Origin of the sequence: Gordonia sp. SMJS1 (assembly GCF_029866425.1) — a bacterium.
In the GTDB taxonomy this organism is placed as follows: Bacteria; Actinomycetota; Actinomycetes; order Mycobacteriales; family Mycobacteriaceae; genus Gordonia; species Gordonia hongkongensis.
Genome location: NZ_CP123381.1, coordinates 350,664 through 375,712, shown reverse-complemented (window position 1 = coordinate 375,712; position 25,049 = coordinate 350,664). Strand labels below are relative to the sequence as shown.

General features: G+C 67.1%; 22 protein-coding genes, 1 tRNA gene and 1 pseudogene. 15 read left to right on the top strand and 9 right to left on the bottom strand.

The genetic code is table 11. From position 1 onward, the window contains the following. Window positions 1–95: 95 nt before the first annotated feature. Complete coding sequence (locus tag QAD21_RS01650; RefSeq protein ID WP_159369856.1) at window positions 96–1,067, top strand: ATP-binding cassette domain-containing protein; 972 nt, start codon at window positions 96–98, stop codon at window positions 1,065–1,067. Continuing rightward, window positions 1,064–1,864, top strand: coding sequence for an ABC transporter permease subunit (locus QAD21_RS01645; protein WP_159369855.1), 801 nt, complete (start codon window positions 1,064–1,066; stop codon window positions 1,862–1,864). The genes QAD21_RS01650 and QAD21_RS01645 overlap by 4 nt, the downstream gene beginning before the upstream one ends. A 15-nt stretch (window positions 1,865–1,879) precedes the next feature. On the opposite strand, the gene QAD21_RS01640 is transcribed toward QAD21_RS01645, so the two are convergent. Continuing rightward, entirely contained in the window at window positions 1,880–2,554 is a 675-nt protein-coding gene (locus QAD21_RS01640; RefSeq protein WP_159369854.1) for a helix-turn-helix domain-containing protein, read from the bottom strand. A gap of 204 nt (window positions 2,555–2,758) precedes the next feature. Here QAD21_RS01640 and QAD21_RS01635 point away from each other — a divergent pair, with 204 nt between their 5' ends. Beyond that, a complete protein-coding gene (locus QAD21_RS01635) occupies window positions 2,759–3,574 on the top strand; it encodes a methyltransferase domain-containing protein (protein ID WP_159369853.1) in 816 nt (271 codons plus the stop codon). Between the two features lie 257 nt (window positions 3,575–3,831). Here QAD21_RS01635 and QAD21_RS01630 read toward each other — a convergent pair whose 3' ends face one another. The 3 genes from QAD21_RS01630 to QAD21_RS01620 form a co-directional block, all read right to left on the bottom strand. Further along, the gene (locus tag QAD21_RS01630) at window positions 3,832–4,704 is read right to left on the bottom strand and encodes an exodeoxyribonuclease III (protein ID WP_159371785.1); all 873 of its coding nucleotides are present in this window, start codon (window positions 4,702–4,704) and stop codon (window positions 3,832–3,834) included. 28 nt (window positions 4,705–4,732) lie between these two features. After that, complete coding sequence (locus tag QAD21_RS01625; protein ID WP_159369852.1) at window positions 4,733–5,902, bottom strand: Fic/DOC family N-terminal domain-containing protein; 1,170 nt, start codon at window positions 5,900–5,902, stop codon at window positions 4,733–4,735. Between the two features lie 334 nt (window positions 5,903–6,236). Beyond that, a tRNA-Ser gene (locus QAD21_RS01620) sits at window positions 6,237–6,324 on the bottom strand. A 77-nt stretch (window positions 6,325–6,401) separates the two neighbouring features. On the opposite strand from QAD21_RS01620, the gene QAD21_RS01615 reads away from it, so the two are divergent. After that, window positions 6,402–7,373 carry an NAD(P)H-quinone oxidoreductase gene (locus QAD21_RS01615; protein ID WP_205333285.1) on the top strand — a complete coding sequence of 324 codons (972 nt, stop codon included), beginning with the start codon at window positions 6,402–6,404 and terminating at the stop codon, window positions 7,371–7,373. A gap of 7 nt (window positions 7,374–7,380) precedes the next feature. Here the strand turns inward: QAD21_RS01615 and QAD21_RS01610 are convergent, their stop codons facing one another. Next, entirely contained in the window at window positions 7,381–7,803 is a 423-nt protein-coding gene (locus QAD21_RS01610) for a MarR family transcriptional regulator (RefSeq protein WP_159369850.1), read from the bottom strand. 145 nt (window positions 7,804–7,948) lie between these two features. After that, the gene (locus tag QAD21_RS01605; protein WP_205333286.1) at window positions 7,949–9,145 is read right to left on the bottom strand and encodes a cysteine desulfurase-like protein; all 1,197 of its coding nucleotides are present in this window, start codon (window positions 9,143–9,145) and stop codon (window positions 7,949–7,951) included. A gap of 60 nt (window positions 9,146–9,205) precedes the next feature. Between QAD21_RS01605 and QAD21_RS01600 the strand changes: the two genes are divergently transcribed. The 4 genes from QAD21_RS01600 to QAD21_RS01585 all read left to right on the top strand — a co-directional run bounded on the left by QAD21_RS01600 (window position 9,206) and on the right by QAD21_RS01585 (window position 12,483). After that, window positions 9,206–9,766 (top strand): bacterial proteasome activator family protein, encoded by a 561-nt coding sequence (locus QAD21_RS01600; RefSeq protein WP_068971149.1) that lies wholly within the window; start codon window positions 9,206–9,208, stop codon window positions 9,764–9,766. Between the two features lie 85 nt (window positions 9,767–9,851). Next, window positions 9,852–10,715 carry an ABC transporter permease gene (locus QAD21_RS01595; RefSeq protein ID WP_065631226.1) on the top strand — a complete coding sequence of 288 codons (864 nt, stop codon included), beginning with the start codon at window positions 9,852–9,854 and terminating at the stop codon, window positions 10,713–10,715. An 11-nt stretch (window positions 10,716–10,726) separates the two neighbouring features. Then, entirely contained in the window at window positions 10,727–11,566 is an 840-nt protein-coding gene (locus QAD21_RS01590) for an ABC transporter ATP-binding protein (protein WP_068971148.1), read from the top strand. Continuing rightward, a complete protein-coding gene (locus tag QAD21_RS01585; protein ID WP_205333287.1) occupies window positions 11,563–12,483 on the top strand; it encodes a glycosyltransferase family 2 protein in 921 nt (306 codons plus the stop codon). The genes QAD21_RS01590 and QAD21_RS01585 overlap by 4 nt, the downstream gene beginning before the upstream one ends. Window positions 12,484–12,656: 173 nt before the next feature. Here QAD21_RS01585 and QAD21_RS01580 read toward each other — a convergent pair whose 3' ends face one another. Continuing rightward, window positions 12,657–14,084 carry a DHA2 family efflux MFS transporter permease subunit gene (locus QAD21_RS01580; RefSeq protein ID WP_205333288.1) on the bottom strand — a complete coding sequence of 476 codons (1,428 nt, stop codon included), beginning with the start codon at window positions 14,082–14,084 and terminating at the stop codon, window positions 12,657–12,659. Next, the gene (locus tag QAD21_RS01575) at window positions 14,069–14,896 is read right to left on the bottom strand and encodes a thioesterase family protein (protein WP_205333329.1); all 828 of its coding nucleotides are present in this window, start codon (window positions 14,894–14,896) and stop codon (window positions 14,069–14,071) included. Before QAD21_RS01575 ends, QAD21_RS01580 begins: the two co-directional genes overlap by 16 nt. Before the next feature lie 54 nt (window positions 14,897–14,950). On the opposite strand from QAD21_RS01575, the gene QAD21_RS01570 reads away from it, so the two are divergent. From QAD21_RS01570 to QAD21_RS01545, 6 genes are all read left to right on the top strand, one after another. Beyond that, window positions 14,951–15,424 carry a helix-turn-helix domain-containing protein gene (locus QAD21_RS01570; protein WP_065631230.1) on the top strand — a complete coding sequence of 158 codons (474 nt, stop codon included), beginning with the start codon at window positions 14,951–14,953 and terminating at the stop codon, window positions 15,422–15,424. 132 nt (window positions 15,425–15,556) lie between these two features. Beyond that, the gene (locus tag QAD21_RS01565; RefSeq protein ID WP_068972004.1) at window positions 15,557–16,435 is read left to right on the top strand and encodes a TIGR03619 family F420-dependent LLM class oxidoreductase; all 879 of its coding nucleotides are present in this window, start codon (window positions 15,557–15,559) and stop codon (window positions 16,433–16,435) included. Window positions 16,436–16,601: 166 nt separating this feature from the next. Next, window positions 16,602–18,212 (top strand): ABC transporter substrate-binding protein, encoded by a 1,611-nt coding sequence (locus tag QAD21_RS01560; RefSeq protein WP_068971996.1) that lies wholly within the window; start codon window positions 16,602–16,604, stop codon window positions 18,210–18,212. Between the two features lies 1 nt (window position 18,213). After that, a complete protein-coding gene (locus QAD21_RS01555) occupies window positions 18,214–19,179 on the top strand; it encodes an ABC transporter permease (RefSeq protein WP_068971997.1) in 966 nt (321 codons plus the stop codon). Next, the gene (locus QAD21_RS01550) at window positions 19,176–21,809 is read left to right on the top strand and encodes a dipeptide ABC transporter ATP-binding protein (protein WP_068971998.1); all 2,634 of its coding nucleotides are present in this window, start codon (window positions 19,176–19,178) and stop codon (window positions 21,807–21,809) included. The genes QAD21_RS01555 and QAD21_RS01550 overlap by 4 nt, the downstream gene beginning before the upstream one ends. Before the next feature lie 75 nt (window positions 21,810–21,884). Beyond that, a complete protein-coding gene (locus QAD21_RS01545) occupies window positions 21,885–22,397 on the top strand; it encodes a GtrA family protein (RefSeq protein ID WP_083229456.1) in 513 nt (170 codons plus the stop codon). 49 nt (window positions 22,398–22,446) lie between these two features. On the opposite strand, the pseudogene QAD21_RS01540 reads toward QAD21_RS01545, so the two are convergent. Beyond that, window positions 22,447–23,228: pseudogene (locus tag QAD21_RS01540) on the bottom strand (aldo/keto reductase). Between the two features lie 109 nt (window positions 23,229–23,337). Between QAD21_RS01540 and QAD21_RS01535 the strand changes: the two are divergent. After that, the gene (locus tag QAD21_RS01535) at window positions 23,338–24,930 is read left to right on the top strand and encodes an NAD(P)/FAD-dependent oxidoreductase (protein ID WP_068972000.1); all 1,593 of its coding nucleotides are present in this window, start codon (window positions 23,338–23,340) and stop codon (window positions 24,928–24,930) included. The last annotated feature ends 119 nt before the right edge of the window (window positions 24,931–25,049 follow it).

Genomic DNA, 25,049 nt, shown 5'->3' with positions numbered 1-25,049 from the left:
GGGTGTGACTCGTACACGGCGGGTTTCGACATGAAAGCGGTTGACCACGTGCGCGTTTGATAGCGTATGGGCCAGCCCACCGACGGAAGGCACCGATGGAGTCACCCGCGATCACGATCGACGGTCTCACCAAGCGATTCGGCAGCCTTACCGCGGTCGACGACCTGTCGTTCACCGTTGCCCCCGGTCGCGTCACCGGGTTTCTCGGACCGAACGGTTCGGGCAAGACCACGACCCTGCGGATGCTCCTGGGCCTGGTCGAACCGACCGCCGGCCGGGCACTCATCGGCGACCGCCCGTTCCGGGAGATCCCGCGACCCGCCCAGCACGTCGGCGCGGCGCTCGAGGCGTCGAGCTTTCACCCCGGGCGCACCGGACTCGGGCACCTGAAGGCACTCGCCCCGCAGGTCGGGGTCCCGACGTCGCGGTGCCGGGAAGTGCTCGACTTCGTCGGACTCGCTCAGGCCGCGGACCGCCGCGTCGGTGGTTACTCGATGGGCATGCGGCAGCGCCTCGGCCTGGCCACCGCGCTGCTCGGCGATCCGCAGATCATCCTGCTCGACGAGCCGGCCAACGGTCTCGACCCCCAGGGCATCGTGTGGCTGCGCGGGCTGCTGCGGTCACTGGCCCACGAGGGTCGAACGGTCCTGGTCTCCAGCCACGTGCTCGCCGAGGTGCGGAGCACCGTCGACGACGTGGTGGTGATCGGCAACGGCAAACTGGTCCGGGCCTCCACGCTCGCCGACTTCGAGGCGCTGGCCGAGCACGCGGTCGTCGTCCGAACTCCGTCGCGCGCGTCGTTCGTCGCACTCGCCGGCGAACGCGGGTGGCACCTCGAGGACACGCACGACGGTTTCCGGGTGCCCGGCGTGAGTGCGGCCACGGTCGGGACGGCCGCCTTCACCGCGGGCATCGAACTGCACCAGCTCGCCGACGTCGGCGCCGACCTCGAGGCGGTCTTCCTGCATCTCACGAAGTCTTCGGACGCACCGACCAGTCATTTCGCCGGCGGGTCAGCCGATCCCGGTCCGAACTCGGCACCGACGTCGCCGGGGGCAGTCCGATGAGGGCCGCCCTGATCGCCGAGTACCGCAAGTTCACCTCCACGCGGATGTGGTGGGTCCTGCTCATCGCCATGGTCGCCTACCTCGGGTTCATCGGTGCGGCACTGGCGTTCTCGATGACGACCGAGAATGCCATGCAACAACCCACGACCCTCGTCGGCGCCGATCTGGCCCGCTCGATCTACGCCCTCACCAGCCCGATCGGTTACGTGTTCGCCCTGGTGATCGGCAGCCTCGCGGTGACCGGGGAGTTCCGGCACAAAACGATCACCGCGAGTCTGCTCGTCGAGCCGCGACGCGGAATCCTGTTGGTGGCCAAGCTGATCGCCGGCATCCCGATGGGGCTCCTCTACGGCGTCCTCGGCACTCTGGCGGTCGTCGCGACGGCGGCACCGATCCTCGCGACGGTCGGGGACGGCGCATTCCTCGGCGACACCTCCACCCTCGAGGTGATCGCCCTGTCGATGCTGGTGATGGTGCTGTGGACCGCGATGGGGGTGGCGTTCGGCGCGGTGGTGTCCAACCAGGTCGCCGCGATCGTGATCCTGCTGGCCTTCACCCAGCTCGTGGAACCGATCGCACGCATCGCGCTGGCGACCTTCGACGTCACGTCCTCGGTGTCGAAGTTCCTGCCCGGGTCGGCCGCCGACGCCCTCGTCGGCTCCAGCTTCTTCGCCACGATGGGCGGTGGCAGTGACGACCTGCTCCCGCAATGGGCCGGCGCCCTCGTCATGCTCGCCTACATCGCCGCGTTCGCGGTCATCGGCCGGTACACAACGTTCCGCCGGGACATCGCCTGACGGTGCCCGCGGCGCTCACGCCGGTCGCGGAACCGCCGAGGAGATGCTCTGCCCGATCCACGACGGCACGTCTCGTGCCACCTCCGCGGCACCGTGGATCTCGACGCGGTCGGCGGCAAGCGCCAGACGCCAGTCGATGTCGCCCCGCCAGATCTCGGTGAGAGTACGCAGATCGGTCATCACGGTGGCGTCGAGTTCGTAACCGGGGTCGAAGTCGCACACCTGCGCCTCACCACCCGCGACGACCAGCCACCATGTGCTCGCCTTGCCGATGACATCGTGAAAGACGAACTGCACCATGGTGCGTCGTCGCGGCCACCGGTCGACCGGGACGGTGCGGTGCATGTCCCACAGGAGCAGATGCGGGTCGAGGTCGGCGTCGCCCAGCTCACCGATCCAGCGGATACCCCACGCGCTCAACGCCTCTACGACCGTGGTGAGCTCCTCACCCATCGTCGTCAACGTGTACACCGAACGACCGCCGACAACGCTGCGGTTGATCACCCCGGCACGTTCCAGACTGCGTAGGCGCTTGGTGAGCAGAGCCGGCGACATCTTCGGCACCCCGCGTCGCAACTCGTTGAAATGCCGACTGCCCAAAAGCAGTTCGCGGACGATGAGAATCGTCCAGCGCTCGTCGAGCAACTCCATCGCCTTGGCCACCGGACAGAACTGTCCATACGATGTCATCGCAGCCTCCCCACTGCTGGTCGAGCCGGCCCCGTGTCAAAACGTCTTCACCCAGTACACACCCGTCGCCGGCTGATAACCAGTACGGAAACTGAACTGCCGCCAGTACAGATGTTGGTCTAGAGGACGGGTCGGACTTCGTCGGATGCTCGTTGTGTCCGGTCACGGACGACCACCATTCGACGACTTCGAGGGACCGCCATCATGACCACGACCCATCCCACCCCGTTCGACGCCGAGATCAAGGCCCGCCACCGCAAGCTGTGGGCGTCGGGCGACTATCCAGCCGTCGCCGACCTCATCGCGCCGCTGGGCCGCCGCCTCGTCGACGCATTGCACATCACCGCCGGGGACAAACTCCTCGACGTCGCCGCCGGAGCGGGGAATGTGGCCGTGCCCGCGGCCGAAGCCGGCGGGCACGTCGTCGCCAGCGACCTCACGCCCGAGCTCCTGTCCGTGGGCGAAGCCCGGCACCGCGACCTGCCGATCACCTGGCGCACCGCCGACGCCGAAGATCTCCCGTTCGACGACAACGACTTCGACATCGCGACGTCGTGTGTAGGCGTCATGTTCGCGCCGAGTCACCAGAGGTGTGCCGACGAACTCCTACGAGTCGTGCGTCCCGGCGGACGGATCGGCCTGATCAACTGGACTCCAACGGGATTCATCGGTGAGTTGTTCGCGGTCATGAAGCCGTACGCCCCGCCACCGCCGCCCGGTGCGCAGCCGGGGCCGCTCTGGGGCGACGCCGACCACGTGCGGTCGTTGTTCGGTACCGGTGTGACCGACCACGAATTCGTCACCGAGACCGTGGCGATCAGCGAGTTCGACGACGGCGCGGCGTTCCGCGATTTCTTCAAGGCCCACTACGGCCCGACCATCATGGCGTACCGCAACGTCGGTGACGACCCCGCGCGCGTCGACGAACTCGACGCCGCCATCGCCGTCCACGCCGACCGCTATCTCACCGACGGACGGATGGAGTGGGAGTACCTCCGCGCGGTGCTGACGGTCGGGTGAGCCGCAACCACCGCTGGTTGAGCCGCAGCCGCAACCGCACCCACCGCTGGTGAAGCCGATATATCCGCCGGCTGAAGCCACCCTCCCGATGGTTGAGCCGGCACCGAGCGCCAGCGAGGCGCCGAGTCGAAGCCACCCGACAACCACAACTGCCCGAGCCGCAACCACCGCTGGTTGAGCCGGCACCGAGCGCCAGCGAGGCGCCGAGTCGAAGCCACTCGGCGACCACCATCGATCAGGGACGCGGGAGCCCCGGATCACGGCTCGGCGTACTCGACAACCAGCGGGGCGTGATCGGACAGCCGAAGGTCCGGCGACGCCTCCTTGTCGACCATCACCGCGCGTGCCCGCCGGGCAAGCGCGGGCGAGGCGAGCTGGTGGTCGATGCGCCATCCGACGTCCTTGACGAACGACTCTCCCGCCCAGCTCCACCAGGTGAGCGGTCCGGGACGGTCGCCGTGCAGGGCGCGTACCACGTCGACGAGCCGGCGCGGACCGGTGATCTCGCCGAACCAGGCGCGTTCCTCGGGCAGGAAGCCCTCCATCTTGCGGGCCGCGCGCCAGTTGGTGACGTCGTGTTCGAGGTGTGCCACGTTGAGGTCGCCGAGGAGCAGGAACTCCCGGCCGGCACGGCGAGCGGCGAGCCGGTTGCGCTCGAGTTCACGGGTGAACCCGGCCAGAAAGCGTTGCTTGCGTGCGTATTTGGCGCCGCCGTCCGGTACTTCACGCATCGAGCCGGGGCGCTGCGACTCGGCCGGAAGCCCACCTTTGGGCAGGTAGAGGTTGGCGACGGTCAGCGGCCGATCGGCGAGATCGACCTCGATGTAGCGGCCCTCGTGGGCGAAGGCGGACAGTCCGCGAGCCTTGGGCGGATGGGTCACCCACGTCCGCACCGCGGCGGGTTCGTTCCGGGCGAGCACCGCGACACCGTTCCGTCCGGCGACGGAGCCGACGTCGACGGCGGCGTGGTAACAGTCGAACTCTCCGACGTCGTCGATGCCACACCGCAACTCCTGCAGTCCGACCACGTCGGGCTGCCGTCCGTCGAGCCAGGCGTCGAAGCCGCGACGACGCGCCGCCCGGATCCCGTTGACGTTGAACGACGCAACGGTGAATCCACCGGTGCTCATCATCTTTCTCCTCTGGCCTCGGTGTCGCTCAGTACTCCAGGGCAGTCAGGACGGAATCGCACTGAAAGATCCGGTCGTACCGACCAGCGGTACGCTGTCGAAGAATTTTCAGGTCCACTAACTTCGCTATCGCAGAGTTCGCTGCTTGGTACGAAACGCCGTACAACTTCGAAGCGAGGGTGGCCGTGATCATTGGGTACCCCACCAAGTCGTCAGCGATACGCAGTGCGACGCCCTTCGACCCGCGCAGTGTCAGCTGGAAGCTCTCGCGCAGGGCGAGTAGCCGATCGACTCGGGCCACAACCTCGAGAGCCTCGGCGTGAATTGCTGCAGACATAAAGCAAATCCACGTGTCCCAGTCCCCCGTCTGTGACACGCGAAGCAATCCTTCTTGATACTCAGAGCGCCTCTGCACAAGCCATGGAGACAAGTTCAGGATGGGGTACCGCAACTCGCCCGCGCACATGAGCTGCAAAGTCGCGACGAGCCGACCCAAGCGACCGTTTCCGTCGTGAAACGGGTGGAGCGTCTCAAACTGGTAGTGAGACACAGCAACACGGATGATCGTGGGCACGTCGTTGACCTCGCGTATCCACGCTTGCCACGCTTCCAAGCCATCGGTCAAACGATGGTCCGCTGGAGGCGGAACGAAGCGGGCCGAATCCACACGCCGGTTGCCGACACCTATGAAGACCTGAGAGGTGCGCACGCTACCGGCGTGTGCACCGTCACTGGGTGTGCCTCGGAGTAGTTCAGCTTGCAGGTCTTCGAGCATTCGGATGGAGATCGATCGGCCTTGACCGATCATCTCGTAAGCGCGCTCCGCTGCGGTTACGTAGTTTCGAACTTCACTGACTGAGCTGGTCATCTCGTCGTTGTCAAGGAAGTCCGCCTCGAACACGTCCGACAGAGCCGCGTAAGTCCCTTCTAGGGCCGACGTGCTGACTGCCTCGCGGCGCGTCGCCGGCCGCGCCAGCAGTGTGGGATTGGGGAGCAGCGAAGAAGCCTGATCTGCTCGGGCGAGCGCTGCGGTCGCTTCGACAACGACCGAGTACGTCGACGCCTGCAACTCGAAACCCGCAGGCAGTCTGTTGGGGACGTAGCCGAAGTACTCGTACTCCTCGTTGAACCGAGGGTCGTAACCCCTGATGGGCACTAGCTCCCCGACCGGGCTGTTTCTCAATCTCTCGAGATCCACTGGGTGATCCAACCTTGAAAACCAACGATGTGATTTCAAGGTTAACGCACTAACCTTGAAATTGGCCCCGTCAATTTCAAGGTTCACCGCAGCCCTGGAAAGCGGGTCCGTCGAGCACCGATGCAGTGAGGTGAGGCCAACTCGCGGGCCGCATCGACGGTCGCCACAGAGACTGTTGCTCAAACACCCTCTGATGCAGGTCATCCGCTAGACGACGATCTGAAGGCCGTCGTCAACGCCGCAGACCGTCAGGCATCTGCCGGCGTCGAGCAGTCAGGACACGGGTGGCGCGGACTCAGGCGGCTGGCTTGCCTGCGCAAACAAGTAACACCTCTGGCGGAAGCGGAGGGATTTGAACCCCCGGTGGTTTTACCCACGCTCGCTTTCAAGGCGAGTGCATTCGGCCGCTCTGCCACGCTTCCCTGACGAGCAAGGTTACACACGAACGCCGGACCGGACCCCGCCCGGCACCGCGGTGCGCTGTGACACCATCGAAGAGGTGAAAGCCATCGTCGTCGAATTAGAGAACCTGTCCCTGTCCGATGTGCCCGACCCCACTCCCGCGTCCGGCGAAGTCGTGATCGATGTGGTCGCGGCCGGCGTCAACCGCGCCGACATCCTGCAGCGTGCGGGCAACTATCCCCCGCCACCCGGTGCGTCGGACACCCTCGGACTCGAGGTCTCAGGGCGGATCTCGGCCCTCGGCGACGGGGTCAGCGGCTGGTCGGAGGGCGACGAGGTGTGCGCGCTGCTCGCCGGCGGCGGTTACGCCGAGAAGGTGGCGGTCCCGGCCGAGCAGCTCCTGGCGGTTCCCAAGGGCGTCGACCTGGTGTCCGCGGCGGCGCTGCCCGAGGTGGCGTGCACCGTGTCGTCGAACATCTTCGACACCGCGCATCTGACCACCGGCGAGCTCCTGCTGATCCACGGCGGGTCCAGCGGCATCGGCACCCACGCCACCCAGATCGCCCACGCGATGGGCGCTCGCGTCGCGGTGACCGCCCGCACGCAGGACAAGCTCGAGCGCTGCCGCGAGTTCGGCGCCGACATCCTCATCGACTACTCGAGCCAGGACTTCGCCGAGATCCTCCAGGACGCCGGCGGCGCCGACGTCATCCTCGACATCATCGGCGCGAAGTATCTGAAGTCGAACCTGAAAGCACTGCGCACTGATGGACGCCTCGTGATCATCGGCATGCAGGGCGGCACCACGACCGAGATCAACCTCGGACATCTACTGGCCAAGCGGTTGTCGGTGATGGGTACGACGCTGCGCGCCCGGCCCGTGCACGGTCCCGGCGGCAAGGCCGAGGTCGTGGCGTCGACCCTGACCCGGACCTGGCCGCTGATCGAAGCCGGGACGGTCGTACCCGTCGTCGATCGCGTGTTCCCGCTCGCCGACGCCGGCGCCGCGCACGACCATCTCAACAGCGGTGACGTGGTCGGGAAGGTACTGCTGAGCGTCGCGGGCTGAGAGTGGCTCAGTCGGAGGCCGCGGGCTCCGCGGCGTCGACGGCCTCGCGGATCTTGCGGAACGCGACGCCCAGGGCGGTGAACTCCTCCGGGGTCATCGCGTCGACGACGAACTGCCGGATCACCTGATCTCGGGCGTTCACATGGAGGGCGAGGGTGCGCCGACCGTGATCGGTCAGACGCACGAGTCGGTGTCTGCCGTCGGCCTTCGACTCGAACCGGTGGATGTTGCCGTCGTCACTGAGTCGGCCGATCATGCGCGACACCGTGCTGACCCGCATGTGCACGGCGTCGGCGACCTCGCTGACGCTCAACTGCCGGTTGGTACAGACCGCTTCGAGAATGCGCAGATCGGATACGGATAGACCGCGTTTCGCGAACTCGTCGTTGACGCGGGCGAAGAGCGCCCAGCCGCCGTCGACGAGGTTCATCCAGCTCTCGGCCTCCGCAGCGGTGAGCGACCGGGGCGGGCCCTTTTCTGGACCATCAATCGTTTTTGCCGACACAGCATGACAACATACATTGTCGTTAACCCAAACAACACCATAGTGAATTTCGGAAGGGTTGCCGGGCACTTCAGGCCAATGAACCCAGCGTTCGCACCAGGTGATCGACCTCGTACGGGGTCGAGTACGGGGCCAACCCGACCGTGACAGCACCGCCGAAGTCGGGTGCGCCCATCCGAGCCAGGGCACGGTTGGGAAGGTCGGCGAGTGCGCAGACACCGTTGTCGGCCAGGCGCCGGACGACCTTGTCGGCACCCACCGACTCCACGGTGAAGCTCGCCAGCGGTATCCGGTTCTCCTCGGTCCCCACGAGGTTCACATGGTTGAGCTGGGACAGCGTCGTGACCAGGTAATAGTTGAGGCGCTGCAGATACTCGTAGACACCGTCCATCGACGTGACGAGACGCCGCCGACGCTTGCCGATCCCGGCCTCGTCGAGTCCGGCGAGGTGTTCCACCGAAGCGACCAATCCGGCGAGCATCGCGCCCTGATGCGGTTCGGGTTCGAGCCGGGCGGGCCCGCGCGCGGACGGGTCCATCGACATCAGCTTCAGCCGGTCGATCAGGTGGGGTTCGCGGAAGGCCATGGCCGCCATGCGCGGACCACCCCACCGCTCGGCCGAGACGACGAGGACGTCGGCACCCAGGTCGTGGATGTCCAGGCTGATGTACGGCGCCGCGTTGGTGGCGTCGACGACCAGAAGCGCGCCGGCTTCGCGGACCAGCGGCGCGATCTCGCTGATGTCGGTGACGGCCCCGGTCGTGGACGACGCGAGGGTCACCGCGACGACCTCCGTATCGGGCGTGACGAGATCGCCGAACTGCCAGGCCGGTAGTCCGCCGGTCTCGACGTCGACCTCGGCCCAGCGAACCCGGCCGCCGTAACGATCCGCCGCGCGCAGCCACGGCACGATGTTCGGCTCGTCATCCTGACGCGTGACGACGACGTCACCCCGCAGCCACGCATGCGGCGCGAGGGCCTCCGCCAGACCGGCCAGCAGCACGTACCGCGACGGTCCGAGCACCACACCCGCGGCGTCTCCGCCGACGAGATCGGCGATCGCGCGCCGGGCACCGTCGACCACCTCCGCGCTCGTGCGAGCCGACGGGTAGACCCCGCCCGGGGCGGCGGACAGAGAGCGGAAACTGGTGGTCACAGCGGTCGCGACCGAATCGGGGATCTGCATCCCCGCCTGCGGGTCGAGGTGGATCCAGCCGTCGCCGAGCGATGGAATCAATCCACGCACGTAGGCGACGTCGAAAGCCATGGGCACGAGGATAGACGTCGGCCATCTGCCGTTTCGCGGTGTCCGGGCACAATGGGACGCATGGCTATCGAAGGCACTCCAGGACCCGGCCCCACCTCAGGACCGTTCGGCTCGGCCGGCGACTCCGACAACGTGATCGTCGTCGGCGCGGGCACGGATGGGCAGACGGACGGCGAGTCGTCGGAATCGACCAGCGTCGCCGACATGGTCGAGCAACCCGCCAAGGTCATGCGCATCGGCACGATGATCAAGCAGCTGCTCGAAGAGGTGCGTGCGGCTCCTCTCGACGACGCGTCGCGCAATCGCCTGCGTGAGATCCACCAATCGTCGGTGCGTGAACTCGAAGAGGGGCTCGCGCCCGAGCTGCGCGAAGAACTCGAACGTCTCGCGCTCCCCTTCTCCGACGAGGGCACCCCGTCGGACGCCGAGCTCCGCATCGCCCAAGCCCAGCTCGTGGGCTGGCTCGAGGGACTCTTCCACGGCATCCAGACCGCACTGTTCGCCCAGCAGATGGCCGCCCGCGCCCAGCTCGAACAGATGCGTCAGGGCGCGCTTCCGCCCGGCATGCCCACCCCCGGCGGCGCCGGCGGACCCGGCCACAGCACGGGGCAGTACCTCTAGGTCGCCACACCGGCTCAACCGGCTGAGGGTCACCCGCTCAACCGGCAGCGGGCAGCGGATGGGCCGAGGGGTACGCTGACTCCTCGTGTCAGCGGTAGTAGACGACGACGCGATCCCCGCGCGTCCCCAGGGCTCTGATTCGCGCAGCTTCGCGCGCGCGGTCAAGGACCTCCGCGACGGTTTCGCGAGCCGCGAACTGTGGTTCCACCTCGGCTGGCAGGACATCAAGCAGCGCTACCGACGTTCGGTCCTGGGACCGCTGTGGATCGTGATCGCGACCGGTGTGACCGCGATCGCGATGGGTCTGCTCTATGGCGAGCTCTTCGGCATGGACATCAGGGTGTTCCTGCCATACGTCGCGCTTGGCTTCATCTTCTGGAACTTCATCTCGAGCTCGATCCTCGAGGGATCCGAGGTGTTCTCGAAGAACGAGGGCCTGATCAAACAGCTTCCGGCTCCCGTGAGCGTGCACGTCTACCGCGTGGTGTGGCGCGCGTTGATCATCTTCGCGCACAACGTCGTCATCATCGTCATCCTGTTCCTGATCTTCCCGCCGCCGCTCAACTGGACCGTCACGCTGATCGTCCCGGCCCTCGCGCTGTATGTGGTCAATTCGATCTGGGTGACGATCGTGTTCGGCATCCTGTCGACCCGATTCCGCGACATCGGCCAGCTCCTCACCACCGCGGTGCAGCTGGTCTTCTTCATGACGCCGATCATCTGGACGACGCAGAGCCTCGGGAACGCGACCGGCGAGGCGTCGTCGAGGTTGAAGCTCGTCGAGCTGAACCCGATGTTCCATTATCTGGAAATAGCGCGCGGACCGCTGCTGGGCGAGCCGGTCGAGTTCTACCACTGGGCCGTCGTCCTGGGCTGCACCGCCGTGGGCTGGGTGCTGGCCATGCTGGTGTTGCGCAACTACCGGGCCCGCGTGGCGTACTGGGTGTAGGGACGGATTCGATGGCCAGGAACAACGATCTCGGAGACAACCGCGTCCGCGTGGACACGTGGGACGCGTGTGTGGACTTCCCGATCTTCGACGCCAAGACCCGGTCGCTCAAGAAGTCGGTCATCGGCGCGGCCGGCGGCGTCATCGGCTCCACCGAGTCGAACGTGGTCGTCGTCGAGGCACTCAAGGACATCAACCTGCACCTCAAGCACGGCGACCGGATCGGGCTGGTCGGCCACAACGGCGCCGGCAAGTCGACGCTGCTTCGTCTGCTGTCGGGCATCTACGAACCCACGCGCGGCGCCTGCCGGGTGCACGGCCGGGTCGCCCCCGTCTTCGACCTCGGCGTCGGCATGGACCCCGAGATCTCCGGCTACGAGAACATCATCATCCGCGGCATGTTCCTGGGCATGACGCGCAAGGAGATGCTCAAGAAGATCGACGACATCGCGGAGTTCACCGAGCTCGGCGACTACCTGCAGATGCCGCTGCGCACCTACTCCACCGGTATGCGGGTGCGCATCGCACTCGGCGTGGTGACCTCCATCGACCCGGAGATCCTCATCCTCGACGAGGGCATCGGTGCCGTCGACGCCGACTTCATGCGCAAGGCGCGGGGTCGGCTCCAGGCGCTCGTCGAGCGGTCGGGAATCCTGGTGTTCGCCAGCCATTCCAATGAGTTCCTGGCCCAGCTGTGCGACCGCGCCCTGTGGATCGACCACGGACAGGTCCGCATGGAAGGCGGCATCGAAGAGGTCGTCGAGGCCTACGAGGGCCCCGATGCCGCGGCACACGTCCGCAGGGTGATCGCCGACCTGGAGAAGGCGGACAAGAAGGGGACCCCGGAGTGACCGACGGCGCCGTCGCTCCGAAGGTCATCGCGGTCGTGGTCACGCACCGTCGCGTGGAGCTGCTCGCCGAGTCGCTGGCCGTGGTCTCTGGCCAGGACCGGCCCGTCGACCATCTGATCGTCGTCGACAACGCCGACGAACCAGAAGTCGCCGAACTCGTTGCGGCGCAGCCCGTTCCGACGACCTACCTCGGGTCGAGACGAAACCTCGGCGGTGCCGGCGGATTCGCGCTGGGCATGCTGCATGCGCTCGCCCTCGGCGCCGACTGGGTCTGGTGCGCCGACGACGACGGCCGACCCGACGGTCCGGCGGTCCTCTCGACGCTGCTCGACTGCGCCGCACGGCACGACCTCGACGAGGTGTCACCGGTGGTCGCCAACCTCGACGACCCGGACACCCTCGCCTTCCCGCTGCGACGCGGACTCGTGTGGCGACGGAAGCGGTCGGAACTCTTTGCCGACGGTGAGACCCAGGACGACGATCTGCTGCCCGGCATCGCGTCGCTGTTCAACGGCGCTCTGTTCTCTGCACGGTGCCTCGAACAGGTGGGCGTGCCGGACCTGCGGCTGTTCTTCCGCGGCGACGAGGTGGAGGTGCACCGTCGGCTGGTCCGCTCGGGCGTGCGGTTCGGCACCTGCCTGCGCGCGGGATACCTCCACCCCGACGGCTCGGCGGAATTCCGACCGATCCTGGGCGGTCGCATGCACACCCAGTACCCCGACAACGACACCAAGCGGTTCTTCACCTACCGCAACCGCGGCTACCTGATGAGCCAGCCCGGACTCCGCAGGCTGCTGCCCCAGGAGTACGCCCGGTTCGGCTGGTTCTTCCTTGTGCAGCAACGTGATCCGAAGGGCTTCGCCGAGTGGGTGCGTCTTCGCGGCCTCGGTCGCCGAGAGCGGTTCACGCGGCCCTGAGGTGTTGATCCTTCACTGCTCCCTGAGCTGCGAGCGAAGCGAGCCACGAAGGGTTTCACAAGGCACGTCACCATGCCCTTCGAGGCTCGTCGACCTCGACGCGCTCCTTCGTCGCTTGCTCGGCCCGGCGGCTTGCGCTCCTCACACCTCAGGGAGCAATGGGTCCTCACACCTCAGGCAGCGGAATTCAGCACCGCTCGCGGGGTCATCCCCAACGCCGAGATCGCGCCCAGCGCAGCGATTCCCGCGAGTACCCACCAGGCGGTCAGGAACGAGTTGTGCACATCGGCGTACACCGCCGAGGTGCCGATGATCGCGACCAGCAAGCTGACACCCAGCGACATGCCGATCTGACGACTCATGTTGACCACCGCGCTTCCGGTGGCGGCCTGATCTGCGGGGAGGTCGGCGGTCGCCGAGGAGAGGATCGACGGCAACGCGAAGCCCACTCCGACACCGCCGATCAGCCAGCCCGGCAGGAACTCGGTGGCGAAATCCGGTGTGGCGTCGACCGACAGGGCGATGAGGGCCGACCCGAGACCGAAGAGCACACAACCGAAGGCGACGAGTCGCCCCACCGGGACCCGCGCACTGAGGCGATGCGACACGGCCGCGAAGATCGGGACCATCAGCGGTCCGGTTGACACCGCGAGACCCGTCACGATCGGCGAGAAGCCCCAGACCTGCTGCAACCACAGGATGTTCGCGAGAAGTGCGCCGGCGAACGGGATGGAGAACAGCAGCATCGTCACGTTCGCGACCGAGAAGGCCCGGATCCGCAGCAGTGCAGGCGAGATCACCGGTTCGGGATGACGCGCCGAACTGAGGACGAAGCCGACGAGCCCTGCCCCGGCGACGATCCACGCACCGGTGATCCGCGCGTCCGTCCAACCCCACTCACTCCCCTGGACCAGACCGAGTGTCAAGGCCCCCACCGAGACGACCAGGAGAAGCGCGCCCAACGCGTCGGGAAAGCCACTGGCCGAGACGTTTTGGGGGCGGGACAGTACGATCGCCCCGGCGACGATCGCCGCCACGCCGACGGGCACGTTGACCAGGAACACCCAGCGCCACGACGCCTCGACGAGGAGTCCGCCGACGGCCGGTCCGAAGGCCGCGGCCAGGGCGCCGGTGGCCGCCCAGATGCGCACCGACCGGGCCCGACGTTCCGGCGGCAACGTCGCCACGACCAGACCCAGACTCGCCGGGGTCAGAATCGCCGCGCCCAGTGCCTGCAGTGCGCGGAATGCCACCAGCCACCAGACGCCCTGCGCCGCGGCACATGCGGCACTCGCCGCGGTGAATATCGCGAGACCGAGTAGGAAGCCGCCCTTGCGGCCGTACCGATCGACGATCCGGCCCGCCGGAACAAGGAGCGCCGCATACAGGATGGCGTACGCGTTGAGGATCCAGGACATCTGGGACAGGGTCGCGCCGGTGAAGTCGGCGCCGATGTCGTCGAAGGCGACGTTGACGATGAAGACGTCGAGGCTGGCCATGAACGCCGCCCCAGACAGGATGAGCAGGACGAGGCCGGGCCGCGCGACAGTCGGCGCCGGCGTCGCCGGGCCGCTTCGAGTGACCGTCATCGGACCGGCCATCCGAGAACCCGGCGACTCTGGCGCGCGGAGGCGAGGAGCCGGCCGCCGCGGTCGCGCAGCGTGGTGTCGTCGACCGACCAGCCGCCGGACGTCGAGGTGTTACGCGTATGGACGAGAATCGGCGCCGGAGTGGCGTCGTCCAGCGGCGCCGTCACATGCATGGAGAATGCCACCGTCGGAAGTGCAAGCGGCGCGGTCAGAATCGGGAAGACGGCGGGCGGTAGGCAATCCGCCAGCAGGGCCAGGTAACCGGCGTCGACGGCCATCGGGGTTCGGGTGGTGATCCATGCCCGCATCCAGGCCTCGTCGGCTCCGGTGAGCGCGAGCGGACCGTCGACCGGTCGCACATCGAGCTGCGCGCCCATCGGCACGATCTCCGGCGGAACCATGAAGGGGTCGAGCCCTTCCGGGCCGGGAACGCCCGCGACCCGGTCGATGACATCGGTGGGTGCCGATTCCCCGACCCGCCCGGTCGTGACTGATGCCGACGCGATGTCGACACCCGCCTGGGTGACCGTGACGTCGACGACCCTCGTGTGCCGACCGACCTCCCGGACCGTCGGCGTCAGGAGCAACTCCCCGCCGTCGGGCTTGCCGACGAATCGCAGATCGAGAGCGCGCACCGACGTACCAGGCGCCGCGTCGGCGCCGACCCGGACGGCCAGCGCCGCGATGGCACCACCGTGCGGGCCCGACCATCCCCACCAGGAGGGGCCGATGGTCGCCGACCATCGACCGTCTCCGGTCGGGCTTGCTTCGAAACTGTCCAACAATCCGTCATCAACGGCTTCTTGCCTGCTGAGTTGCTTCACGCAACTCATGCAAGCAGGTTGAGTTGCGTCACGCAACCCACTACTCTCGATCCTATGCGCCGCGCCTCATTCGCCGAGATGAACTGCTCGATCGCCCAAACGTTGGAGATCGTCGGCGAATGGTGGACGCTGCTGATCGTCCGGGACGCGATGTTCGGCGTGACGCGATTCGACGAGTTCTCGTCGCGGCTCGGCATCGCGCGCAACGTGTTGACCCAGCGACTGGACACCCTCGTCGAACACGAGATCCTGGCGAAGGAGCCGTACCAGGACAACCCGGTGCGCTACGACTACCGCCTCACCGAGAAGGGCCGGGACCTCTGGACGGTTCTGGCCGCGTTACGTCAGTGGGGTGACCGGTGGACCGCCGAGGACGGCGCACCAGTGGTGTCGACACACTCCTGCGGTCAGACGATGACGGTCGAGCCGACATGCTCGGCATGCGGCGAGCGAATCGGCACCGGCGAACTACGGGTACACCCGGGCCCCGGCGCGACTACGGACAATCCCCTCGCGGGGCTTCGCTGACCCTGGGCCGACACAGCCAACAATTGCCATCCCCCTGCGCGCTGGAGACCTGCGACGATGACGAAGTCCATGTCGAATAACTAGAACGTGTTCTACTGTGGACGGAGTTTCACTGCCGTCCCGAGGAGCATGATGCGGTTCACGTATGCCGAGGCCATGACCGATCCGTCGTACTACGCGCCGCTCGCGCAGGCCGCCGAAGCCGCGGGGTACGCCGGCTTCACCATTCCCGACTCGCTGGCCTATCCGGAGGAATCGGACGCGAAGTATCCGTACACCCCCGACGGCAATCGCGAGTTCCTCGACGGCAAGGCGTTCATCGAGACCTTCATCCAGGCCGCGGCGCTCGGCGCGGTCACCTCGACCATCCGCTTCACCCCGTTCGTGGTGAAGCTGCCGGTCCGCCCGCCCGCGCTGGTCGCCAAGCAGGCCAGCTCGGTGGCGTACCTGACGAACAACCGCTTCGCGATGGGCGTCGGCACGAGTCCGTGGCCCGAGGACTACGACTTCATGGGCGTGGACTTCAAGCGCCGCGGCAAGCGGATGGACGAGTGCATGGACATCATCCGCGGCCTGACCACCGGCGAGTACTTCGAGTTCCACGGCGAGTTCTACGACATCCCCAAGATCAAGATGACCCCCGCGCCCACCGAACCGATCCCGCTACTCGTGGGCGGTCACGCCGACGCCGCGCTGCGTCGCGCGGTCATCCGCGGCGACGGTTGGATGCACGGTGGCGGTCCGCCCGAGGAGCTCGAGACGCTGCTGGACCGGATCAACGAGATCCGCAAGGCCGAGGGAAAGACCAACGATCCGTTCGAGATCCACGTGATCTCCATGGACGCCTACACCGTCGACGGATGTAAGCGGCTGGAAGACAAGGGGATCACCGACGTGATCGTCGGTTTCCGGCTGCCGTATGTCATGGGCGACGACACCGAGCCGCTGCAGACCAAGATCGACCATCTGAACTGGTACGCCGACAACGTGATCGCCAAGGTCAACGGCTGATCGTCCTGCCCCTCCCGGCATTCTCCGCCCTGCCCTGGGGTATGGCACGGTTGCACCACCTGTACCGCTGGGGCACACTGCACAGCGGGGCGCCCCACGCATGCCGTGGCGCGTCCGACGTGCGGTGAGACTCCGAGGCGAACACTCGCCGGGCGGGAGGACAGTGATGACCGATTCGCCGAGCGGGTCGGTGTATTCATCTGTGCGCGAGCAGCTTCCGCCGCGCAGACCCGACGTTCTCGATCGCCGCGGGTTCCTTCGCGTCGCCGGTGTCGCCGGAACCGCCTTGCTGGGCACGTCCGTGCTGGCCGCATGCGGTGGCGGGTCGTCGGACACCGTCAACACCATCAAGGCCGCCATCGCCGGTGAACCCGACCAGCTCGACCCGCAGAAGTCCAGCTCCTACTTCACCTTCGAAGTACTCGAGAACGTCTTCGACACCCTCGTCGAACCCGACGAGCAACTCCAGATGCGGCCGGCACTGGCCGAGAGCTGGGAGGTGAGCCCCGACGGCCTGCAATGGACGTTCACGCTGCGCGACGGGGTCACGTTCCACAACGGCGACCCGCTGACCGCAGCCGATGTCGAATACTCCTTCCGTCGGATCATCGACGAAGAACTGTCCAACGCATACAAACTCGAGGCCATCGCGTCGATCACCGCCCTCGACGACCGTCGGGTCCGGTTCACCGTCAGCGCACCGACCCCCAATCTGCTGACCAGCATCGGCGGGTTCAAGGGGCTGGCCATCGTCAACCGCCGCAACGTCGAATCCGGTGAGATCACGACCAGGCCGATCGGCACCGGGCCGTTCTCGTTCGTCTCCCGGTCGCCGGGCGCATCCATCGTGTTGGCGTCGAATCCCGACTACTGGGGTGGGGCGCCCGCCGTCGACGGCGTGCGCTACAGCTTCATCTCACAGGGAACGACCGCGGTGTCCGCACTACGGTCGGGTGAGATCGATTGGACCGACGCCATTCCCGCCCAGCAGCTCAGCATCCTGCGCCGCGACGACACACTCGATGTCGGGACCGTGGTCGCCAACGACTACTGGTACGTCACGATGAACTTCGACGCCCCACCGTTCGACGACACCCGGGTCCGCCAGGCGGTCGCGTATGCGATCGACCGGGACTCGATCGCGCAGGTCGTCGGATACGGGACCGCGACGCCCAACGAGCTCGCGATCCCCTCGACCAGTCCCTGGTTCGCACCCTACGACCGCTATACCGCCGGACTCGACCGCGACGCCGCCGTCGCGAACGCCAGAGACCTGCTCCGGCAGGCCGGCATCCGCGGACTCGACATGCGCCTGATGGTGACCACCGAGTATCCCGAGACGGTGACGGCGGCGCAGGTGATCGCGTCGAACCTCGCCGACGTCGGGATCGACGTCCGGATCGAACAACTCGACTTCGGCGCATGGCTCGACCGCCAGGCCGCCGGCGACTTCGACGCCCTGCTCCTGGGCTGGCTGGGCAGCATCGACCCTGACGACTTCTACTACGCCCAGCACCATTCCAAGGGCACCTCCAACGCACAGAAGTACTCGAATCCCGAGGTCGACGCCTTGTTGGACCGGGGCCGAACCGAACTCGACGTCGAGGCCCGCAAACGGATCTACGCCGACGCCGCGAGCATCATCGCCGACGACGTGAGCTACCTCTACCTCTACAACCCGTCGTCGACCCAGGCTTTTGTGACGCAGCTCCGGGGATATGTCGTCCGACCCGACAAGGCCATCCGGTTCCGCGATGCCCGGCTGGAGAGGAGCTGAGATGACCGCATTGCACTCGCCGCTGGCGCGCTTCATCATCGTGCGGCTGCTCTACACGGTCGCGGTGTTGCTCGGCGTGATCGTCGCGGTGTTCTTCCTGATGCAGGTCGTGCCCGGTGATCCCGTCCGCATCGCACTCGGCACCCGCTACACCCCGGAATCGTATGAGGCCCTGCGCAGCGCCTCCGGACTCGACCAGCCGCTCGCATCACAGCTGGTGAACTATGTCGGCAGTGCCTTCACCGGCGACCTGGGCGTCAGCTTCCGCAACAGCGAACCGGTCACGACGATGCTCTTCGATCGGCTTCCCGCCACCATCACACTCGCGACCGCGGCGATCGTCGTCGCATTGCTCATCGCCGTCCCTCTCGGTTTCTGGGCGGCACTGCGGGAAGGTCGGTTGGCCGACAACGTCATTCGCGTGGTGAGCCAGTTCGGGATCTCCGTGCCCGACTTCTGGATGGGCATCCTGCTGATCGGTCTCTTCTCCACCGCGCTCGGCTGGTTACCATCGGCCGGGTACCAACCCTTCGCCGACGACCCACTCGGTTGGCTCGAACACCTCGTGCTGCCGGCGATCACGGTCGGGGTCGTGACGGGGGCGATCATGACGCGATACGTGCGCTCGTCGGTGCTCGACGTGGCGAACGCACCGTTCGTGACGACGGCCGAATCGAAAGGGCTGAGCACCAAGCGTGTTCTCCTCGATCACGTCGGACGCAACGCGCTCGTACCCGTGCTGACCATCTCCGGTATCCAGTTCGCAGGTCTGCTCGGCGGTGTCATCGTCGTAGAGGTCGTGTTCGCCTGGCCCGGACTGGGTCTGCTGGTCTACGACTCGGTCGCCGCGCGCGACTACCCGGTTCTACAGGGTGCGATCCTGCTCATCGCGGTGATCTTCCTGGTCGTCAACCTCGTCGTCGACATCCTCTACGCCGTCATCGATCCCAGGATTCGACTGTCATGACCCTCACCTCACCCGACCCGCCGGAGCCCGGTACCGGAGTCGACGACGAACCGGCCGGCACCGAGCTCAACAGCGGAACGTCGACCGATTCGGCCTGGCGATTGCTGCTACGCAACCGCACCTCGGTGATCGGGCTGATCATCATCGCAGTCGTCCTCGTGTGCGCGGTGTTCGGTCCGCTCATCGCTCCATACGGCGCCAACGAGATCGACGTCCCGAATGCGCTGCAGGCACCCAGTTGGTCCCATCTCTTCGGGACCGACGACCTGGGTCGCGACGTCTTCTCCCGGGTGGTGCTCGCCGCGTCGGTGAGCATGCGCGTGGCGGTCATCGCAGTGGCGATCTCCCTCACCGTCGGCGTGATCCTCGGTATGGTCGCCGGTTTCGCCGGTGGCGTCCTCGACACCGCGCTCATGCGGATCGTCGATGTGGTCTTCTCTTTCCCGGTACTGCTGCTCGCGCTGGCCATCGTCGCCATCCTGGGACCGGGAGTCACCTCGGCGATGATCGCGATCGGCGTCGTCTACATACCGATCTTCGCCCGGGTGGCGCGCGCCGACACCCTGCGTGTGCGACAGACCCAGTACGTCCAGGCGTCACGCACGATGGGGGTGGGGACACCGGCCATCCTCATGCGGCATGTGCTGCCCAACATCTCGGGTCCGGTCATCGTCCAGACCTCCATCTCGCTCGCGTTCGCGATCCTGTCGGAGGCGGCGCTGTCGTTCCTCGGTCTGGGCGTCCAGCCGCCGGACCCGTCGTGGGGCCGGATGCTCTTCGACGCACAGGGGTTCATCACCACCGCCTGGTGGATGGGTGTGTTCCCCGGTCTGGCGATCCTCGTGACGGTCTTCGCGTTCAACCTCGTCGGCGACGGCGTACGCGATGTGCTCGACCCGCGCCAGCGCACGCTGCTGCGCAACCGCGGGTACGAACGCAAGTCGCCGACGGTGACCACACCGTCGACCGCGAAACACGTCAGCTCCGACGGATCGGTGCTGCGCGTGGAGGACCTCGTCGTCGGTGTCGGTCCGCGAGAGATCGTGCACGGCATCAGTTTCTCGGTCGCGCCGGGTGAGACGCTCGGGATCGTCGGGGAGAGCGGATCGGGCAAGTCGCTCAGTGTGCTGTCGGCCACCGGTCTCTTCGACGCGCCCAGCGCCTACGTCCGCGGGTCGGCCCGCCTCGGCGACACCGAAATCGTCGGCGCCACACCGGCGAAACTCCGGGCCCTCCACGGTTCGCGAGTCGGCTTCGTTTTCCAGGACCCGTCGTCGAGCCTCAATCCCCTGCTCACCGTCGAACAACAACTGACCGAGGGTCCGCGCCGGCATCTCGGCCTCTCGCGGGGCGAGGCGCGCGAACGGGCCCTTACCCTGCTGCGCGACGTGAACCTGCCCGACCCCGAAAGCCGTTTGCGCGCATACCCGCATCAGTTGTCCGGCGGCCAACGGCAGCGCGTCATGATCGCGATCGCGTTGGCCTGCGATCCGGAACTCCTCATCGCCGACGAGGCCACCACCGCACTCGACGTGACCACGCAGGCACAGATCATCGACCTCGTCGCGAAACTACAGCGCGAGCGCGGTATGGCGGTGGTCTGGATCAGCCACGACCTCGGCGTCATCGGGCGGATCGCCGACCGGGTGATGGTGCTGCGATCCGGCCGGATCGTCGAGAACAATGACGTCACAACGCTGTTCGACGACCCGCAGGACGAGTACAGCCGCACACTGCTGGACTCACGTCCGCTGTTGAGCAAGGTCACCGAACGTGATGGCGCGTCGCCTCTTCAGAAGCGAACCGACGCCGACCCACTGCTCCGCGTCACGGGGCTGGGCGTCGACTATGTGGTCCGCGGCCCGTCGGGGCGCCGGGTGGTGCACGCCGCCGACGGGGTCGACCTGCAGGTCGCTCGTGGCCGGACGCTCGGGATCGTCGGCGAATCGGGATCGGGGAAATCGACCGTGGCCGGCGTGATCACCGGCCTCATCACGTCCGCCCAGGGCACGACGGTGCGGGGCAGCGTGACCGTCACCCTCGACGGCCGGAGGGTCGAGGCCATCGGGGCGCGCGGTGCCGACGAGGCCCTGCTCCGACGCCGCGTCGTCATGGTGTTCCAGGACCCGGCCGCCTCGCTCGATCCGCGGATGACGGTAGCGGCGTCGATCGCCGAACCGCTGCGGACGCACGGCCTCACCGACGGCCGGGACGGCACGCGGAGTCGTGCCGAAGAGTTGCTCGCCGACGTCAGCCTCGACACGTCCTTCCTCGACCGCTATCCGCACGAGATGTCCGGCGGCCAGCGGCAGCGGGTGAGCATCGCCCGCGCGCTGGCGTCCGACCCGGAGGTCCTGATCCTGGACGAGTCGACGGCGTCGCTCGACGTGTCGGTGCAGGCCAGCGTCCTCGACCTGCTCGCCGAACTCCAGCGTCAGAAGGGTCTGACGTACCTGTTCATCGCGCACGACCTGGCCGTCGTCGAGCAGATCAGCGACACCGTCGCGGTGATGCAGGACGGGAAGGTCGTCGAGAGCGGACCGGCGTCGACCATCCTCCACGACCCCGCGACCGACTACACCCGCGCACTCCTCGCGGCCATCCCGCCGGAGGTCCCGCAGCGGGCCTGACCCGTCGACTGTGCGTCGCAACCCCGCCACGCCCGTCGGCACGGTTGCCAGGGCGTCGTCGGCTAGGGTGTCAGCGTGTCTCGACCCGACCCTGGTGACCACGTCCGCGATGACGAAGAACCGAGCCACGAGGACTTCGCCACGCGCCATGCGCCGATGCCGATCGAGCTGCCCCTCGACGACGAAGAGGCGTCGACGAACGTCGGTCTGAAGACTCAGCTCGTTCGCTTCGTCATCACCGGCGGGTTCTCCGGACTTCTGGACTTCGGGCTGACGATCCTCCTGCAATACGGCCTGGACCTGCCGTTCTGGCCCGCGAAATCCGCGGGGTTCATCCTCGGCACCACCGTCGCGTACCTGCTGAACCGTCGATGGACGTTCCGAGCCGAACCGAGCATGGCGCGGTTCGTGTCGGTCGTCGCGCTCTACGTGGTGACCTACTTCGTCAACGTCGGCATCTACACGCTTCTGTCGCATGCCTGGCAGGAGACGCTGCTGTACAGCTTCGCGGCGTACGTCGTCGCCCAAGGCACGGCGACGGTCATCAACTTCGTCGTCCAGCGGATGGTCATCTTCAAGATCCGCTGACCCGAGAACGCACGGTCAACGAAAGCGGACGCCCAGTCGACGGGCGGGGTCAGAACTCCTCGTCGACGTCGGAGTCACGGGCGGCGCGCTCACCGCGGTCGAGGGTGCCGAGTTCGGCCAGGTCGGCGGGGTCGAGAGCGAAGTCGAACAGGTCGGCGTTCTCCACCTGGCGGCCGGTGTGCGACGACTTCGGGACGACGCTGATGCCGTTCTGCACCGACCAACGCAATGCGATCTGCGTCGGCGACTTGCCGTATTTGCGCGCGATCCGGAGGATGACCGGGTCGGCGAGCAGGCCTTCCTTGCGGCCGGTCGGATGCCACGCCTGAGCATGAATACCCTTGTCGGACATGAACTCCCGCAACTCGGTTCGCGGCAGCGACGGTGAGCACTGGATCTGATTCAGAACCGGCCAGCGTCCAGTCTCGTCGAAGAGCATCTGCAGGTGGTGCTGTTTGAAGTTCGAGACGCCGGGTGTGCGGACGTATCCCTCGTCGGCGAGCGTGAGCAACGCTTTCCAGGAATCGACGGTGCGGCCCAGGCTCGGGCACGGCCAGTGGATGAGGTACACGTCGATATGCGCGACACCGAGCCGGCGAGCGCTCTCCTTGGCGGCGTTGATCGCCTCGTCGAAACCCTGGTCACCGCCGCTCAGCTTGGTCTGCACGACGATCTCCTCGCGCGGGACGCCGGTGCCGTGCAGCCCCATCCCGACACTCAGCTCATTGCTGTACCGGGGCGCGGTGTCGAGGAGGCGGTAACCGGACTTGATCGCCGAGCTGACGGCACTGACAGCCGCCGGCCGAGCATGTTGTAGGTGCCGAGCCCCACCAGGGGGATCGAGGTGCCGTTGCTGAGCTCGACCGAGGGGATGTCCACCGCATCAGGATATGTCGACAACCACATCCTGCGCCGCCGGTCGATCTGGAACGCTTGACCGATGAGCACCGGAGACGACGCGTCGTACGACGACATCGTGGTGGGCGCGGGACACAACGGCCTCACGGCCGCCGCCTACCTCGCTCGTGCCGGCCGGCGTGTGCTCGTCCTCGAGAAGGCCGACCACGTCGGCGGCGCCACGGTGTCGGCGACGCCGTTCGCCGGTCTCTCCGCGCGCCTGTCGCGGTATTCGTACCTGGTCTCGTTGATGCCGCGCCAGATCATCACCGACCTTGACCTCGACGTCACACTCATCCGACGCCGCTATTCGTCTTACACGCCCCTGCCGTCGGATCCGGCGCGCGGCATCCTCGTCGACAACCTCGACGACGACGGGACGGCCGCGTCCTTCCGCCGCGTGACGGGCTCCGACATCGGTTTCACCGCATGGCAGTCGTTCTACCGTCGGCTCGGCGTGGTCGCCGACCGCGTCTTCCCGACCATGACCCAGCCGTTGCGGACCGCCGCCGACATGCACGACCTCGTCGTCGGCCCAGGCAAGTCCACCACCGACACGTCGACCGCCGAACTGTGGGAGGCGCTCACCACGCTGCCGCTGGGCACACTCCTGGGCCAGTACTTCGACGACGATCTGGTGCGCGGCATCGCCGCCACCGACGGATTCATCGGTACCTTCGCCGACCTCGACGACCCGTCCCTGCGCCAGAACATCTGCTTCCTCTATCACGTGATCGGCGGCGGAACCGGGGACTGGGATGTCCCGGTCGGCGGAATGGGGGCCGTCTCAGGTGCGCTCTATCAGGCGGCGACCTCGGCGGGCGCCGACATCAGAACGGGTGTCGAGATCACCGGCATCGATCCGGCGGACGGGACAGTCGAGACGACGAGCGACACCTTCGGCGGCTCGATGCTGTACGCGGCCTGTGCGCCGCAGGTGTTCAACACATTCCTCGACGGGACGCCGATCCCCTGCGAGCCCGACGTCCGCGGATCGCAGCTGAAGATCAACCTGCTGCTCGACCGGCTACCCCGACTCCGCGACACGTCGGTCTCGCCGGTTGCGGCGTTCGCCGGGACCTTCCACATCAACCAGACCGCCACCCAGCTGCACGACGCGTGGCGGCAAGCGAATCGTGGTGAGGTGCCAGAGGTCCCGCCATGCGAGATCTACTGCCACACCCTCACCGACCCGTCGATCCTCGGACCGGAACTGGCGGGCAAACACACGCTGACCCTGTTCGGACTGCACATGCCGCCCGAGGTGTTCGACGAACCCGGCGCCGTCGAACACGCCGTCGGCGCGACCTTCGCATCGCTCAATTCGGTTCTGGAGGAACCGATTCAGTCGGTCATCGCGCATGATCAGAACGGGCGGCCGTGCATCGAGGCGAAGACGCCGCAGGACCTCGAGGGTGCCGTCGGGCTACCCGGTGGTCACATCTTCCACCGACCGCTGCAGTGGCCGTGGGCCGAGACCGCATCCGAGGTGGGCCGGTGGGGTGTGGAGACCCCTCACCCGCGAGTGTTGTTGTGCGGCGCGGGCGCTCGACGCGGCGGCGGGGTCAGCGGTATCCCGGGCCGCAACGCCGCGGCGGCGGTCCTGGGTGTGGATGCGCTCGATGTGCCGCGGTAATGGGGCGCTAGGACAAACTTTTGGCTCCCTCAGCGCACAGTGCCGTGCTCGGCGGCCAACCGCCGCACCCGCTCGCTCAACCCGCGGGTCGGTGGCGAGCGCACCGTCGGGGACGAACC

Bases quoted from the DNA above. Each gene is read 5' to 3' on its own strand.
- QAD21_RS01550 (WP_068971998.1), top strand. From the start codon at position 19,176: ATGACCCTCACCTCACCCGACCCGCCGGAGCCCGGTACCGGAGTCGAC.
- QAD21_RS01645 (WP_159369855.1), top strand. From the start codon at position 1,064: ATGAGGGCCGCCCTGATCGCCGAGTACCGCAAGTTCACCTCCACGCGG.
- QAD21_RS01555 (WP_068971997.1), top strand. From the start codon at position 18,214: ATGACCGCATTGCACTCGCCGCTGGCGCGCTTCATCATCGTGCGGCTG.
- QAD21_RS01610 (WP_159369850.1), bottom strand. From the start codon at position 7,803: ATGAACCTCGTCGACGGCGGCTGGGCGCTCTTCGCCCGCGTCAACGAC.
- QAD21_RS01640 (WP_159369854.1), bottom strand. From the start codon at position 2,554: ATGACATCGTATGGACAGTTCTGTCCGGTGGCCAAGGCGATGGAGTTG.
- QAD21_RS01650 (WP_159369856.1), top strand. From the start codon at position 96: ATGGAGTCACCCGCGATCACGATCGACGGTCTCACCAAGCGATTCGGC.
- QAD21_RS01630 (WP_159371785.1), bottom strand. From the start codon at position 4,704: ATGAGCACCGGTGGATTCACCGTTGCGTCGTTCAACGTCAACGGGATC.
- QAD21_RS01560 (WP_068971996.1), top strand. From the start codon at position 16,602: ATGACCGATTCGCCGAGCGGGTCGGTGTATTCATCTGTGCGCGAGCAG.
- QAD21_RS01600 (WP_068971149.1), top strand. From the start codon at position 9,206: ATGGCTATCGAAGGCACTCCAGGACCCGGCCCCACCTCAGGACCGTTC.
- QAD21_RS01535 (WP_068972000.1), top strand. From the start codon at position 23,338: ATGAGCACCGGAGACGACGCGTCGTACGACGACATCGTGGTGGGCGCG.
- QAD21_RS01580 (WP_205333288.1), bottom strand. From the start codon at position 14,084: ATGGCCGGTCCGATGACGGTCACTCGAAGCGGCCCGGCGACGCCGGCG.
- QAD21_RS01590 (WP_068971148.1), top strand. From the start codon at position 10,727: ATGGCCAGGAACAACGATCTCGGAGACAACCGCGTCCGCGTGGACACG.
- QAD21_RS01605 (WP_205333286.1), bottom strand. From the start codon at position 9,145: ATGGCTTTCGACGTCGCCTACGTGCGTGGATTGATTCCATCGCTCGGC.
- QAD21_RS01570 (WP_065631230.1), top strand. From the start codon at position 14,951: ATGCGCCGCGCCTCATTCGCCGAGATGAACTGCTCGATCGCCCAAACG.
- QAD21_RS01635 (WP_159369853.1), top strand. From the start codon at position 2,759: ATGACCACGACCCATCCCACCCCGTTCGACGCCGAGATCAAGGCCCGC.
- QAD21_RS01565 (WP_068972004.1), top strand. From the start codon at position 15,557: ATGCGGTTCACGTATGCCGAGGCCATGACCGATCCGTCGTACTACGCG.